The 14,070-nt window shown below is 69.2% G+C and carries 13 protein-coding genes and 1 pseudogene; 7 read left to right on the top strand and 7 right to left on the bottom strand.

Going from position 1 to position 14,070, the window contains the following annotated elements; all coding sequences use genetic code 11:
• Position 1 precedes the first annotated feature (1 nt).
• The 4 genes from ACHMW8_RS14215 (at position 2) to ACHMW8_RS14200 (ending at position 3,169) form a co-directional block, all read left to right on the top strand.
• Positions 2–418 (top strand): DoxX family protein, encoded by a 417-nt coding sequence (locus ACHMW8_RS14215; protein ID WP_125156191.1) that lies wholly within the window; start codon positions 2–4, stop codon positions 416–418.
• The gene (locus ACHMW8_RS14210; RefSeq protein ID WP_395442896.1) at positions 415–1,116 is read left to right on the top strand and encodes a YoaK family protein; all 702 of its coding nucleotides are present in this window, start codon (positions 415–417) and stop codon (positions 1,114–1,116) included. Before ACHMW8_RS14215 ends, ACHMW8_RS14210 begins: the two co-directional genes overlap by 4 nt.
• Positions 1,113–2,462, top strand: coding sequence for an alginate export family protein (locus tag ACHMW8_RS14205; protein ID WP_395442895.1), 1,350 nt, complete (start codon positions 1,113–1,115; stop codon positions 2,460–2,462). Before ACHMW8_RS14210 ends, ACHMW8_RS14205 begins: the two co-directional genes overlap by 4 nt.
• Positions 2,463–2,629: 167 nt before the next feature.
• Entirely contained in the window at positions 2,630–3,169 is a 540-nt protein-coding gene (locus tag ACHMW8_RS14200) for a helix-turn-helix domain-containing protein (RefSeq protein WP_395442894.1), read from the top strand.
• On the opposite strand, the gene ACHMW8_RS14195 is transcribed toward ACHMW8_RS14200, so the two are convergent.
• A complete protein-coding gene (locus tag ACHMW8_RS14195) occupies positions 3,166–3,798 on the bottom strand; it encodes a response regulator (protein ID WP_395442893.1) in 633 nt (210 codons plus the stop codon). The two genes, ACHMW8_RS14200 and ACHMW8_RS14195, sit on opposite strands and share 4 nt — an antisense overlap.
• Before the next feature lie 368 nt (positions 3,799–4,166).
• Here ACHMW8_RS14195 and ACHMW8_RS14190 point away from each other — a divergent pair, with 368 nt between their 5' ends.
• Positions 4,167–7,211 (top strand): triple tyrosine motif-containing protein, encoded by a 3,045-nt coding sequence (locus ACHMW8_RS14190; RefSeq protein ID WP_395442892.1) that lies wholly within the window; start codon positions 4,167–4,169, stop codon positions 7,209–7,211.
• Here the strand turns inward: ACHMW8_RS14190 and ACHMW8_RS14185 are convergent.
• From ACHMW8_RS14185 to ACHMW8_RS14170, 4 genes are all read right to left on the bottom strand, one after another.
• The gene (locus ACHMW8_RS14185) at positions 7,189–7,833 is read right to left on the bottom strand and encodes an esterase-like activity of phytase family protein (RefSeq protein WP_395442891.1); all 645 of its coding nucleotides are present in this window, start codon (positions 7,831–7,833) and stop codon (positions 7,189–7,191) included. The two genes, ACHMW8_RS14190 and ACHMW8_RS14185, sit on opposite strands and share 23 nt — an antisense overlap.
• Before the next feature lie 49 nt (positions 7,834–7,882).
• Positions 7,883–8,212 (bottom strand): esterase-like activity of phytase family protein, encoded by a 330-nt coding sequence (locus ACHMW8_RS14180; RefSeq protein WP_395442890.1) that lies wholly within the window; start codon positions 8,210–8,212, stop codon positions 7,883–7,885.
• A complete protein-coding gene (locus tag ACHMW8_RS14175; RefSeq protein WP_395442889.1) occupies positions 8,209–9,225 on the bottom strand; it encodes a LacI family DNA-binding transcriptional regulator in 1,017 nt (338 codons plus the stop codon). The genes ACHMW8_RS14180 and ACHMW8_RS14175 overlap by 4 nt, the downstream gene beginning before the upstream one ends.
• Positions 9,226–9,368: 143 nt before the next feature.
• The gene (locus ACHMW8_RS14170) at positions 9,369–11,720 is read right to left on the bottom strand and encodes a TonB-dependent receptor (RefSeq protein ID WP_395442888.1); all 2,352 of its coding nucleotides are present in this window, start codon (positions 11,718–11,720) and stop codon (positions 9,369–9,371) included.
• Between the two features lie 279 nt (positions 11,721–11,999).
• Between ACHMW8_RS14170 and ACHMW8_RS14165 the strand changes: the two are divergent.
• Positions 12,000–12,191, top strand: a pseudogene (locus tag ACHMW8_RS14165) (Na+ dependent nucleoside transporter N-terminal domain-containing protein); the annotation flags it as partial.
• Positions 12,192–12,244: 53 nt separating this feature from the next.
• Here the strand turns inward: ACHMW8_RS14165 and ACHMW8_RS14160 are convergent.
• Positions 12,245–12,385: a hypothetical protein gene (locus tag ACHMW8_RS14160; RefSeq protein ID WP_395442887.1), complete on the bottom strand. Its 141-nt coding sequence runs from the start codon at positions 12,383–12,385 to the stop codon at positions 12,245–12,247.
• 77 nt (positions 12,386–12,462) lie between these two features.
• Here ACHMW8_RS14160 and ACHMW8_RS14155 point away from each other — a divergent pair, with 77 nt between their 5' ends.
• Positions 12,463–13,254, top strand: coding sequence for a nucleoside transporter C-terminal domain-containing protein (locus ACHMW8_RS14155; RefSeq protein WP_395442886.1), 792 nt, complete (start codon positions 12,463–12,465; stop codon positions 13,252–13,254).
• Here the strand turns inward: ACHMW8_RS14155 and ACHMW8_RS14150 are convergent.
• Positions 13,244–14,044 (bottom strand): carbohydrate kinase family protein, encoded by an 801-nt coding sequence (locus ACHMW8_RS14150; RefSeq protein ID WP_395442885.1) that lies wholly within the window; start codon positions 14,042–14,044, stop codon positions 13,244–13,246. The genes ACHMW8_RS14155 and ACHMW8_RS14150 overlap by 11 nt on opposite strands.
• Positions 14,045–14,070 lie beyond the last annotated feature (26 nt).

The following is a 14,070-nucleotide window of genomic DNA, read 5'->3' as shown; positions in this document are numbered from 1 at the left end:
CATGGACACCCCCGCCCCCATCTCCGTCCTCCTGCGCTCGACGGCGTTCGGAACCTTTGCCCGCGCGGTCCTGACCCTGCCCTACTGGTGGAGCGGGATCGCCAAGCTGACCGACCTCAACGGCGCCCTGGCCGAGGCCGCCCATTTCGGCCTCAAGCCGGCGTGGCTGGTCGTGGCCGCCACGGTGCTGGTCCAGCTGGGCGGTTCGATCGCCCTGATCCTGGGCCGGGCCGGCTGGCTGGCGGCCGGCGCCCTGGGCGTCTTCACCGCCTTCGCCACGCTGATCGCCCATCCCTACTGGACGGTCGCCGACCCGGTGGAGCGCTTTCACGCGCTGAACACCTTCCTGGAGCATATCGGCCTGATCGGCGGCTTCATGCTGGCGGCGATCCTGGTCGAACGGGAGAAGTGGGCGTGAGCGCGCCGTCGCCCCGCCTAGCCGCCGCCACTGGCGTCGGCATGGCCCTGGTCGGCGGCTATGTCGACGTGGTCGGCTTCGTCCTGCTGTTCGGCCTGTTCGTGAACCACGCCACCGGCAACCTCGTCATGCTGGGCGTCTCCCTGGCCGGCGGCGGCCAGGGCATAGCAACCAAGCTGCTGTCCCTGCCGGTGTTCATCGCCGCGGCGGCCGCGACCTATGTGATGATCTGTAGGCGCCGGGCGCGCGGCCAGGCCAACGAGGCGGCGGTGCTGCTGCTGCAGGCGGCGATGCTGCTGATCTTCATGCTGCTGACCGTCGTCGCCCTGCCGGCCGACAACGCCGACCAGCCGGCGGTGATGCTGGCCGGCCTGGTGGGCGTCTGCGCCATGGCCGTCCAGAACGTGGGCGCGCGGGTGGTGTTCAGTCACCTGGCCCCGACCACCATCATGACCGGTAACGTCACCCAGATCGCCATCGATCTGGTGGACCTGCTGACCTCAAAGAACGGACTGGACGAAGCTCTGCGGGCGCGGATCGTCAAGACCTGGCCGCCGGTCATGGCCTTCGCTGTCGGCGCGATCGGCGGCGCCATCGGCGTCCTGGCGGCCGGCGCCTGGAGCCTGCTGCCGGCGGCCGTGATCGTCGCGATCCTGGGCGGCCTCTACGCCCGCGCCCCGCGCCCGGTGCAAGCATGAGGGCGGCGGTTCTTGCGGCGGCGCTGCTGACCGCCGGAGCGGCCCAGGCCGCCGAGCCGCCCGCGTTCAAGCTGGTCCGGTCCGACGAGGACTACGCCTACCTGAAGTCCGCCCCGAACCTGACCGGCCTCGATCCGTTGCGCTATATCCCGCTGGGCGAGAACGGCCATCTAACGCTCGGCGGCGAGGCCCGCGTTCGGCTCGACACCATCGACGCCCCGCGCTTCGGCGTCGGCGGCGCCCAGGCCGACACCTTCGCGCTCTTCCGAGGCCTGGTCAGCGCCGATCTGCATCTGAACTCCGCCGTCCGGGTCTATGGCGAACTGGGCCTGCATCGCGACATCGGCAAGGGCGAGGCCCCAGCCATCACCGACCGCGACGGCCTGGACGCTCAGGTGCTGTTCGTCGACCTCACGCCCGCCCAGCACTGGCGTCTGCGCCTGGGTCGCCAGGAGCTGAGCTTCAACCCGACCCAGCGTTTCGTCTCGGTGCGCGAGGGCCCGAACATCCGCCAGAGCTTCGACGGCGCGCGACTGACCTATTCCGACAAGGGCCTGAAGGTCGACGCCTTCTACACCCACCCGATCGCGCTCGAACCCGGCGGGTTCAACGACAGCCACAACGCAAGCCAAGCCTTCTGGGGCGTCTACGCCACCGCCCCCGTGGGCAGGGCCGCCAGCCTCGATGTCTACAGCCTGAACCTCGACCGCGACCGGGTCCGCTTCGGGGCGGTCACCGGCGATGAGCGACGCCGCGGCGTCGGCGCACGCCTGGCCGGCAAGACCGGGGCGGTCGACTACGAGGTCGAGGGCATGGTCCAGCGCGGTCATTTCGCCGGCCAGGACATCCGCGCCTGGGCCGGCTCGGCCGGGGTGGGCTACAGCTTCACCGCGCCGTGGAAGCCGCGCCTGTCGGTGCGCCGCGACATCGGTTCCGGCGACAACGATCCGGCCGACGGCCAGTTGAAGACCTTCAACCCGCTGTTCCCCAAGGGGGCCTATTTCAGCGAGGCAGGCCTGGTCGGCTGGAGCAATCTCTCGGCCTGGCGGATCGCCCTGGGCGCCGCGCCGACCAAGTCCGTCTCGGTCGAGGTCAGCCACACCGATCGTCGCCGCCAGGCTGGCCGCGACGCCATCTATCTGCAGCCGCTGGCGGCGCTGGCGGGGGGCGGCGCGTCGACGGCCAAGGCGGTCAGCAAGGACTGGCAGGCCGATCTCGGCTGGCAGTTCAGCCGCAACGTCAAGCTCTCGCTGGAAGCCGTCCACGCCGAGGCCGGCGGGGCGGTGAAGGCGGCCGGCGGACGCGACGTCGATTTCGCCATGGCGATTGTCCAGTTCCGCTTCTGAGGCTCCTCTCGGAGGCTAATTTCCGCGACAGGCGCGCGACCGGCCGATACCCCATTTGGGGTAGTGAAATGTCACCCGTTGGCGGCTGACGCCGAACGCGTCCATCGACCATGGTCTCTCACGGACGAGACGCAGGCGCGCGTCGTGGCCAAACCCTGAGGGACGCTATGCTCAACGCCGTCGGAACCATCGAGACAGAACCGTTCGCCGTCGGCGACACAGGCATGATCTCCGAATTGCTGGACAAGGCCCTGCGCCTGTTCGAGGGCGACCGCATCGCGTCGCGCCGGCTGGTCGAGCAGGCCTTCACCCTGGCGGACCGCTCCACCCATCCCGCGCCGTTGGCTCAGGGGGCCCTGGCCGCCTGGCAGGCCCGGCGGATCGAGAGCTTCGTCGAGCAGAACCTGTCGCGCCCGATCCGTATCGACGCGGTCGCCGCCCTGGTGTCGCTGAGCCCGAACTACTTCTCGCGCGCATTCAAGGCGACGTTCGGCGTGACCTTCTCACACTACGTGATTCAGCAGCGCATCACCCTGGCCAAGCAGATGCTGCTGACCTCGGACGCCTCGATCGCCGAGATCGCTCTGGACTGCGGCCTGGCCGATCAGTCGCACCTGACGCGCCTGTTCAAGCGCGCGGTCGGCTCGCCGCCGAACGCCTGGCGCCGCGCCGCCCGCTGCGACGCCTGGACGACTGGGGTCGCCTAGATGTCGATCAACCCGCGGCGCACCGCGACGGTGACGGCGTGGGTGCGATCGCAGACGCCCAGCTTGCCGAAGATGCTCTTCACATGGACCTTCACCGTCTGATCCGAGATCGACAGCCGCCGGGCCACGCCCTTGTTCGGCTCGCCGCGTGAGATCAGGCGCAGCACCGCCAATTCGCGGTCGCTGAGCCTGTCCTCGTTCATGTGCGACAGGATCTGCTCGGCGACCGTCGGCGAGACGTAGCGGCGGCCCGCGCCGACCGTGCGGATCGCGTCGACCAGTTCGCGGTGCAGCGAGCTTTTCAGCAAGAAGCCCAAGGCCCCCAGGCGCAGGGCGCGCTCGGCATAGGCGTCGCCGCCATAGGTGGTCAGCACCGCGATCCGGGAGTCGGGCGCTTCCTTCAGGATCACCGGGATCGCGTCCAGACCACCCAGGCGCGGCATCTGCAGGTCGATAAGGATGACGTCGGGCCTGAGAGTCCGCGACATCTCGATGGCTTCCGCGCCATCCGACGCCTCGCCGGCCAGTTCGAAGTCGAGTTCGGCCTGCAGCGCGTTGGCGATGCCCTCCCGCATCAGGGGATGATCATCGACGACGAGCACGCGTGTCTTCCGGCCCTCGGGCGTCATGGCGTCATCGGATCCAAAAGCGGGATTTGGCCTCAGCAATACGCGGACAGGTCAGGACACTTTAGGCGAAACACGGCCACAACCAAAATGGGTTTGGCGATGGTTTTCGGACGTCATGGCCAGTCCGCCCTGCGAGACCGCCGACAACGCTTGCCCACACGACATCCGTGCGATCAGAGAGCCCATCCCCAGGCGTGAAGGTAACCGGCGACCTCAGCGCTCGACGCTCCGTCGCGACGAAGCTAACAATGCGCCCGCGCGCCGGACTTGGCGAGGGCTCACGTCTGGACTGAAAGCGATCGGCGATGCCCTGGGGACGGGTTTTCCTACGCGCTCTGCCCCTGGCCCTCGCCTTGATTTGTGGATCCTTGGCGCGCGCCGACGAGCCCCAACAACAGCTCCCGCGACTTCTGCACACAGCCTGGCGACAGGAGACCGGCGCGCCGCCGAACATCTGGGTGATCGGCCAGGCGCCGCAGGGCGACCTGTGGCTGGGAACCGGGGCGGGCCTTTACCGCTTCGACGGCGTGCGCTTTAGCCAGTTCCAGTCGGACGGCGTCCGCCCCCTGCCCAGCGAGATCGTGACGGCGATGCTGGTCACCCGCGCGGGCGAGGTATGGGTCGGCTATCACGCCGGCGGCGCCTCGGTCATCCGCGACGGCAGGATCACCAACTACGCCAAGGGTCCTCCGGCCGGGACGGTGAAGCAGGTGGTCGAAGGCCGCGACGGCGCGATCTGGATCGCCGCGTTCGGCGGGGTGACCGTGTTCCGCGACGGTCGCTGGACGCCGATCCCGTGGGATCCGGCTTATGGACGCGCCTTCAATATGCTGGTCGCCCGCGACGGCGGCGTCTGGGTCGCGACGCAATACGCCCTGCTGCGCATCGATCCCGTCTCTCTGGCGGTCCGCGAGACCAACGAACCCGTCGAGGGGTCCTGGGCCCTGGCCGAGGCGCCCGACGGGCGCCTGTGGTTCGCAGACCAGGCCCTGGGACTGCGGGCGCTGGATCCTGCGCGCCTGTTCGACCGCGTCGCGCCGACGCGAACGCCCCCCGCCAGACCGAACCGGCTGGTCTCGCGACGAGTGATTCTCGACAGTACGGGCGCTCTTTGGGGCGCGTTGGAGGATGGCAAGGGCGTCTATCGCATCCTCCATCCTGAACGCGTCCCGACCGGGCGCGTTCTCTCGAAAGCCGATGTCGACCAGACCTTCGGCGCCGCCCAAGGCCTGACCGCCGACCTGACCGCCGCCCTGTTCCAGGATCGCGAGCGCAATATCTGGGTTGGCAGCCTGCTGGGTCTGGACCGTTTCAGCGCCGCCGACATTGTCACCGAGCGCTCGATCCCGTCCAGCACGCGCGAGGGCTACCGCGCCGCGGTGACGCCGAGCGGCGCGCTCTATCTGACCGACGCGGACACGCTGTACCGGGTCGACGACGCCGGTCGGGCCCAGGCGCTGCATCGTGGCCTCGGTCGTTCCAACGAGCTTTGCGCCGGCAAGGACGGCGAGGTCTGGATGGCCGCCGACAAAGGTCTCTCGCGGGTCGACGGCCCGCGCGTCGTCCCGGTCCCCCTGCCCGCCGCGGCCCAGCATCGCGTCGTCCTGGCCTGCGCGCAGGACGCTCGGGGCGGTCTCTGGATCTCGATCGGCGGCGCAGGCCTCTTCCGCCAGGATGGCCAGGACTGGCGGCCGGTCACCGCCCATCTGCCCAAGGACTTCCATCCGCGAATCCTGGTGGCCAGCCCCGACGGAAAGATCTGGGCGGCCGAACCCGGCTTCAACCTCTATGCGATCCGCGGCGGCGGCGTGCGACGGTTCACGGACCAGGACGGCCTGGTGATCGGCGAACTGAAAACGCTCGCCATCGACCGTCAGGGCGTGGTCCTGGCCGGCGGCGAGCGCGGGATCGCGCGACTGACGGGCGATCGCTTCGTGTCCCTGACCGTCGACCGCCACCCGGCGCTCAGTCTCGTCTCGGGCTTGGCCTCGGACGGCCTGGGCGGCGTCTGGCTGGGAATGATCCGCGGCGTCTCGCGGATCTCCGCCGAGTCGCTGGACAGAGCGTTCGCCGACGCCGACGCGCCGCTTGAGCAGAAGCGCTTCGACTATCGCGACGGTCTGCCCGGCGCGCCGCAGCAACACTGTTGCCACGGCACGGTGGCGGCGGACGGCGCCCACCGCGTCTGGCTGCTGACCAACCGCGCGGTGGCCTGGCTGGACCCGGCCGACCTGTCGCACAACCCCGTACCGCCGACGGTGACCATCACCGGCGTCACGGCCAACACCATGCCGCTCCCCGTCCGGCAGGACATGCGGCTGATGAGCGACATCCGCGACCTGCGGATCGATTTCGCCGCCCCCAGCCTGGTGGCGCCCGACCGGGTGCGGGTGCGCTATCGCCTGTGGGGCGTCGACGCCGACTGGGTCGATCCGGGCGCGCGACATCAGGCCTTCTACACGCGCCTGCCTCCCGGCCAGTATCGGTTCTCGGTCATCGCGGCCAATAACGACGGGGTCTGGAACCGCACCGGCGCGACACTGGCGTTCGTCATTCCGCCGACCTTCGTCCAGTCCAGGACCTTCCTGGGCCTCCTGATCCTGGGCCTGGCCCTGTTAGGGGGCGGGGCCTTCTACCTGCGCCATCGCCTCACCGCCCGCCGCGTGGCCCAGCAGTACGAGGACCGGATGGCCGAGCGCGAGCGCATCGCCCGCGAGTTGCACGACACCCTGCTGCAGAACGTCCAGGCCCTGGTCCTGAAGTTCCACAACCTGACCAAAACCCTGCCCGACGACGCCTCGCGCGGCCAGGTCGCCGAAGCCATCGACCGCGCCGAGCAGGTGGTGGTCGAGAGCCGCGAGCGGATCATGGATCTGCGCACTGCGCGCTCGAGCGAGGACCTGGCCCAACGCCTCGGCGTCGCCGCCGACTTCGCCGGCGCGATGGCCAAGCCGGAGCTGCGGGTGACCACGCTGGGCGAGACCCGCCAGCTGACGCCCTCGGTGCTGGACGAGGTCACCCAGATCGGCTCCGAGGCCATCCGCAACGCGATGCGCCACTCGGGCGGCGGCCTGGTCACCGTGGAGCTCGCCTTCGAGCCGTCCGCCTTCCGCATGGTGGTGCGGGATGATGGCGTCGGCATCCCAGCCGGCCGGCTGGACCGCGCTCAGCAGGCCGGCCACTACGGCGTCGTCGGCATGCGCGAGCGCGCCCGGCGCCTGAACGGCGCGCTGAAGGTCGAGAACGACGGCGGCGCGCGGATCGAGCTCACCGTCCCGTCGCGACAGGCCTATGGCCAGCACGGAAGGCTGGCCGGGTTTCTGGCCGGGATCCGTGCGAGGTTTCCGGGAAACCCAGCGGCGCCCCGCCAAGCCGGGGGCGTTAGTCCGTTCAGCGCGCGACGCCCAGACTGAACATCAGGACATGGGTCGGCGCGGCGGGATCGAAATTGTCGTCGGACATCAGCACCAGGGTCCGGCGGCCGTCGCGCGAGGGTCCGAAGGCCATGGCCTCGAGATTACTGGTCGGAACGTTCGCGAGGCGATCGAAATTGAGCAGCAGCTTCTTCCTCAGCGGGCGGACGGAATCGTCCAGCCGCTCGCGACCGGCCACGTCCGGGGCCCCACGCACGTCCACGACGTAGAGCCGGCAGTGATAGGCGAAGCGCCCGGCCGCGCCCTCGACGCCGGAGCGCTCCAGCACCAGCAGGCGGTGATCGTCAAGGGCCAGAATCTCGCTGATCCCGTTGTCGCCACGCCGGACGGGGGCGGCCTGGATCGGGTCGAGACGGTAGGCGTACTGGGCGGCGACCTTGCCCTGGCGGTCCAGACGGGTGAGGCGCGTCAGCCCGCCCTCCGCGACGCTGCTGACCGGACCGTCCTGGGCTAGGGGCGCCTCCATCGACAGCCAAAGCCACCGACCCTCGGGCGAAAAGCTCAACCCCTCGAAGGTCAGGTTCGGCCGCGCGCCGTGGCTGAAGCGAAATGGCGTCGGGACCGCCCCCTTAGCGGCGCCCTGCCGATCCACCCAGCGCACGGCTGGATCAAAACCGCGGGCGGCGTCCCCCTCGGTCGTCCAGAGCAAATCACCGCCCCCGCGGATCGATCCGCAGCGTCTCGGCGTCGACGCGTTCGCCGGTCGGGCTGGCGGTCGATGGGAAGGTCGAGCCGTCCTCGCGGCGCAGCGGAACCTGGCGCGTGACGGTCAGCCCCCTGGCGTCCAGCCGTCCGACGAAGACCCTCGCCGGGGCCTTGTCCGAGCGATCGTCGGAGATCATCAGCCACTCGCCGGTGCACCGGTCATAGTCGAGGCCGGAGATTCCGCCGAACGGCGCGCCGTCGACGGCCAGGCCCTGAGGGACTTCAAAGCTCGCCAGCAGCTTCAGCGCCAGGGCGAGGCCGAGCAGCGCGCTCACGCCAGGAAGCGCACGCTGTCGCGCGAGATCAGCTCGACATTGAACACCACCCGCCGGCGCGGCTCGCCCCGGGCGCTCATCCGGCGGATCAGGGCCTCGACGGCGGCGGCGGCCATGTCCTCGACCGGCATGTCGATCGTGGTCAGGGCCGGCGTGTGCAACTGAGCCCAGGGGATGTCGTCGAAGCCCACGACCGAGACGTCGTCCGGCACGACAAGGCCCATGCTCCGGATGTGGCGCATGGCCCCGATGGCGATCAGGTCGGCCCCCGTGATCACCGCCGTGGCCGTGCGGCTCTCCAGCGCCTTCGTCACCTCGGGCTCCAGGTCCAGCGAATAGGCGTTGTGGACATGCCAGACCAGATTGCCGCGCTCGCGCACCGTGCTGATCGCCGCCTCGGCTCGTTGGCGGGCGCTGGAAGCGGCGTGGGGGCCGGAGATCACCCCGATGTTCACGTGGCCCGCCGCCAGCAGGTGCTCGGCCGCCAGCCGCCCGCCGTCGGCATAGTCGGCCTGGATGACGTCGTAACCCGGCAGGTTGCGGTCCAGCACCACTGTGGGCACGCCCTCGATCAGCTTGCCGACCGGACCGTCGTCGGCGATCGGGAACCAGATCACCCCGTCGACCCCGTGGTCGATCATCAGGTTCACGGCCCGCTCCTCGGCCTCGGCCGAGCCTTCGGTGTCGGTCAGGAAGACGCTGTAGCCGTGAGCCCGCGCGGCCTGGATCACCACCTGGGCCAGGCTGGGGAAGAAGGGGTTGGTCAGGTCGGGCAGGATCAGGCCGATGGCTCCGGTCTTGCCGGTCTTCATGGCCTTGGCGCTCTGGTTCGGCCGATAGCCCAGCTCGGCGGCCACCTTCAGGATATGTTCGCGCGTCGCTTCGCCCACCGAACCCGCGCCATTGATGGCGTAGGAGGCGCTGGCCAGGGACACGCCGGCGGCCTTGGCGACCTCCTTGAGGGTCGCCCGCCGCCCCAGGGCGGATTTGGGTGGGTCTTCGCTCTTGGCCATGCGGGGATTCCGTCGGGATATAGCCAGGACGTGAAACCTTTCATGGGCAGCGTCAAGAAATGGGTCGAGGATCGGGGCGGATCTGACGACCCGCCCCTTCCGGAAGCGCCTAACAAGGGGAGAAGACGCTCCCGAACCTCACCCTAAAACCGCGCCCTCACCGAGAGGGTGTAGGTGCGCGGCGCGCCGACGAAGTAGCGATCGAGGGTGCGATTGTTCGGGTTCGCGGCCGAATAGCCGAACTCCGGCTGGGTGGCCGTCGAGCCGCTGACCGCGCCGATGTACTTCTCGTCGAACAGGTTATCGACGTTGAACTGGAAGCGCAGGTCCGGAACGCCCTGACGTTTCAGGTCGTAGGTCGCCGTCAGCCCGACCAGGGTATAGGCGTCCAGCATCTCGACGCCCACTTCCTGGAAGGTGGTCGGGGCGACGATGTGGCCGCCTACCCGTTCGCCCACATAGCGGACACTGGCGTCGATCTTCAGTCCGGCCAGAGGCTTCCAGCCGACCTGGCCGTAGACGCTGTCCTTTGGGATGTCGCGCACGCCGGCCCCGCCGATCACCGCGACGGCGGCCAGGGCGGCGCGGGCCGCGCTGCCGACGGCAGGATTGTCGTGCTTGGCGTCCTGGTGCGAGTACGAGCCGTAGAGATCGACGACGCCGAAGTCATAGTAGCCGGTCAGCTCGACGCCCTTGGTCTTGATCCCGGCGATATTGACGGCCTTGGTCGCGACGTTGCCGCGCACGACCTCCTGCGGGTCCAGGGTCGCGGTCGGATCGCGCGGCACGATGCCGACATTGTTCTTCAGATCGACGTCATAGGCCTGGATCGAGAAGGCCATGTTCGGCTTCACATAGCGCAGGCCCAGGTCGACATTCTCGGTCGAGACCGGGGTCAGGTCCTTGGGATTGATCACCGCCGTGGAGCCCAGGAAGGCGTCTTCCGGGATGCCGGCGAAGTTCTTGGCGTAGCCGCCGAACAGCTCCCAGGCGTCGGCCAACTGGTAGGTCGCGCCGAGCTTCGGATTGAGGTCCGAGTGCTGCGAGAACTTGACGTTGGCCTTGTACTCCAGCGGCGACTTGGCGTCGTACTTGACGTTGTACCAGGTGACGCCGAGGTCGACCTTCAGCCGGTCGTCGAACGCCCGGAGCTCGTCCTGGGCGTAGAGCATGGTCGTCTCGACCGAAGCGCTGCGCTCGTACTCGACATAGTTCAGCTTGCCCTGGTCATAGGCGATGCTCTGGGCCGAGTTGATGATCGGATAGAAGTTGCGCTTCTCCGTGGAGTCGCCGCCTTCCCACCAGCCGCCGAAGCGCAGGGCGTGAGCGCCGAGCCTGGCCTTCAGCTCGCCGGTCACGCCGTAGCGATCGCGATCACGGGGGGTCACCCGCATGTCGGCCGGACCGCCGACGAGGTTGCTGTTGCGGATCGTGGTCAGGGTCGGCCGCACCGCCCCGCCATTGGCGTTGTAGCCCGTCACCGCGCGCGGATCGCCGCCTGTCAGGACGCGCTGGCGGTCCTGGTAGCGGAAGGATTCGCCCTTGAGGTTCTGGTAGTACGGATTGACGTCCAGGCTGATCGCATCGCTCAGCACGACGTGGCTGTTGGCGTAGGCCAGCCAGTCCTTGCGCCAGCCGCCCAGGGCGCCGCCGAAGTCGATGTCCTTGGCCGGTATGCCGGTGATGGCGTCCAGCGCCCGGTCACTGCGCGGCGCGGCCTCGAACTCGCCCTTGGTGACGATGTTGAAGTCGTTGTCGGTCTGGTCGTTGTACGAGACGCGGGCCTTCAGGAAAGAGCCGTTGTCGAAGTCCTTCACCACCTTCAGTTCGTAGTGATCGCGCTCCGAACCCCGGCTGGCGCGGCCGGCCCAGACGTCGTTCTCCTGGTGGGAGTAGGTGAAGTAGCCCGACAGACCCGGCGCGACCTCGCCGCTGTCGATGCGGCCATAGATGCGGCGGAAGTCGAACGAGCCAAGGCCAGCCTCGATCGTGCCGCCGAAGTCCTTGCGCGGGGCGTCGGTGACGAAGTCGATGAAGCCCCCCAGGGCGAAACGCGACGGCGCGCCGATGTCGCCAGCGCTCTGCGAGACGGTGATCCGGCCGATGTTGCTGCTCTCGATGAAGCGCTGCGGCGGCGAGCCGCCGTTGAACCGGCTGTCGCCCGTGGGAATGCCGTCCAGGGTCAGGCCGACCTGCTCGTCGGACAGGCCGCGCATATAGATCTCGAACGAGAAGCTGCCGCCCCGGCTGTCGCCGGTCGAGACCTGCACGCCCGGAACCTTGACCAGGGCCTGGGTGATCTCGGCGCCGAGCGGGCGCTCCTGGATGTCCTCGGCGCCGATCGTGAACGTGGCGCGGGCCAGGCCCGAGCCGAAGCGTTCGGCGGTGACCACCACCTCGTCGACGGTCTCGGGCGCGGTCTGTTGCTGAGCCATCGCGGGCGCGGCGATGACCAGACACAGCGCGCTCGAAGCCAGCCAGATGGACGTCTTCATGTTCAAGCCCCCTTCAGGCGACCCGCCCTCGGCGGTGTCGGTACGATTTAGTGAAACGTTTCATATTCGAATTCAATGACAACTTCATCACAGAGGACCGCCATTCGACACTGGCTCGATTTGCTCGCTCACTTTGCAATTCCTGGGATTTTTCAGGCAGATCGGCCAAGCTCGGATGATAGCCCGGCGAAGCCGATCCGTTGCCAATGCCGTCAATCGGCCGCTATTTCATTGAAACGTTTCACTCTATAGAGTTGCGCCATCGCCGACGGAGGGGACATGCCGGACAACGAAACCGCGCGGGCGCTGCTGGGCGTCGTGGCTTTCCTGGGGCTCGGCTGGCTGCTGTCGGAGAACAAGCGCGCCCTGCCCTGGCGGCCGGTGCTGATGGGCCTGACCTGCCAGGTGATGCTGGCCCTGCTGCTGACTAAGGTCCCGGCCATCACCGCCGGCTTCGCCGCCGCCACCCATGGAGTGGACGCGCTGCAGGCGGCCTCACGGGCGGGATCCAGCTTCATGTTCGGCTATCTGGGCGGCGGCCGGGCGCCGTTCAGCATGGCCGACCCCAGCGCCGCCTTCATCTTCGCCTTCCAGGCCCTGCCGGCCATCCTGCTGGTCGGGGCGCTGTCGGCGCTGCTGTGGCACTGGAAGGTGCTGATCGTCATCGTCCGCGCGGCGGCCTGGGCGTTCGGCAAGCTGTTCGGAGTCAGCGGCCCCGTCGGAGTTCTCGACCTCGGCCTGCGTGTTCCTCGGCATGGTCGAGGCGCCGCTGCTGGTGAAGCCGTTCCTGCCGCGCCTCACCCGCGCCGAACTGTTCATCATCATGGTCGACGGCCTGTCGGTGATCGGCGGCTCGATGATGATCGTGCTGGGCTCGCTGATCGCGGCCAAGGTGCCCAACGCCTTCAGCCACCTGCTGATCGCCTCGCTGATCAGCACCCCGATGGCGATCGGCATGGCGAGATTGATCATTCCCGGCGAAGCCAGCGCGACGAGCGAACCGATCGTCCTGACCAGCCCCTATCGCAGCAGCTTGGAAGCCCTGACCTTCGGCACGCTGGACGCGGTCAAGATGGTGCTGAACATCGCCGGCCTGCTGATCGTCTTCGTCGGCCTGATCGCGCTCATCAACATGGGCCTGGCCGCCTTCCCGCACGCCGGAGCGCCCCTGACGCTCGGCGGAATCCTGGGCTGGCTGCTGACGCCGATCGTCTGGCTGACCGGCGCGCCGCTGCCTGACCTGCAGGCCGTGGGCGCGATCCTCGGCACCAAGGTCGCCGCCAACGAGGTGGTGGCCTACAGCGACATGATGGCCCTGCCGCCTGGCGCGCTGAGCGACAAGAGCCTGCTGATCCTGACCTACGCCCTGGGCAGCTTCGGCAATGTCGGCAGCGTGGCGATCCTGATCGGCAGCCTCTCGTCCATGGCTCCCGAGAAGGTCGGCGAGGTCGTCGAGCTGGGCTTCAAGGCCCTGGCGGCGGCCTTCCTGACCACCTGCCTGACGGCGACGATCATGGGGCTGATCAGCGGCTAGACAGCAACGCCTCCGCCGCCGCGATTCCAGCTTCGGCCGCCGCGCGCGGCGAGCCGCCTCCAATCAAAACCGCCAGCGCCGCGCCGGCGAAGGTGTCGCCGGCGCCTGTCGCGTCGTCGACGGACAGCGGCGCGACCGGCAGGTCGAAGACCTCGCCGGCCTCGACGCGGACGCCGTCCGCCCCGCGTGTCTCGAACAGGATCTGGCCCGCGGGCGCGGGACCGGTCCGGCCGGCCTCCAGCCAAGCGCGTTCGCCTGTGTTGCAGAACACGACCTCGGCCCGCGCCGTGAGCCGCGCCACGAGCTCGGGCGGGAAGCAGGCCGGGTCGTCCTTGGCGATCCAGGCCAGACGCGGGCCTTCAATCTCGAGCAGGCGCGCGGTGACCGCCGGCGGCTCGGCGGCGATCACCAGCCACTCGGCGGCGGCGGCGAGGCGCAGCTGGGCCTCGGTCAGTTCGGCGGGCCCCGGCCGCAGCAGACAGCCATAGCTTCCATCGGCGTTGTAGATCAGCAGGCACCGCGTCGACGGCGCGCCGGGCGTGATCGCGACGCCGTCCAGCGCCCCGCAGACCGCGCGATAGGTCGCGCCGTCGGCGTCGTCGCCGATCCAGGTCAAGGGCGCGGCGGCCACGCCCGCCTCGACAAGCGCCGCGCTCGCGTACAGGGCGGCCCCGCCGGCGCGCGGCCAGGCCGCTTCGCGCATTCGCCGCGTGCCCCGGCCGGTGAAGTCGCCCTCGACCCGGACCACATAGTCGATCGTCGCGAACCCCGCGACCGCCACCCGCACCATCTCGCGCCTCTCGTTTCAGCGACTTG

The sequence above is a fragment of the Caulobacter sp. UC70_42 genome (assembly GCF_044056025.1).
In the GTDB taxonomy this organism is placed as follows: domain Bacteria; phylum Pseudomonadota; class Alphaproteobacteria; order Caulobacterales; family Caulobacteraceae; genus Caulobacter.
This window is presented reverse-complemented; position numbering and strand designations above follow the sequence as displayed.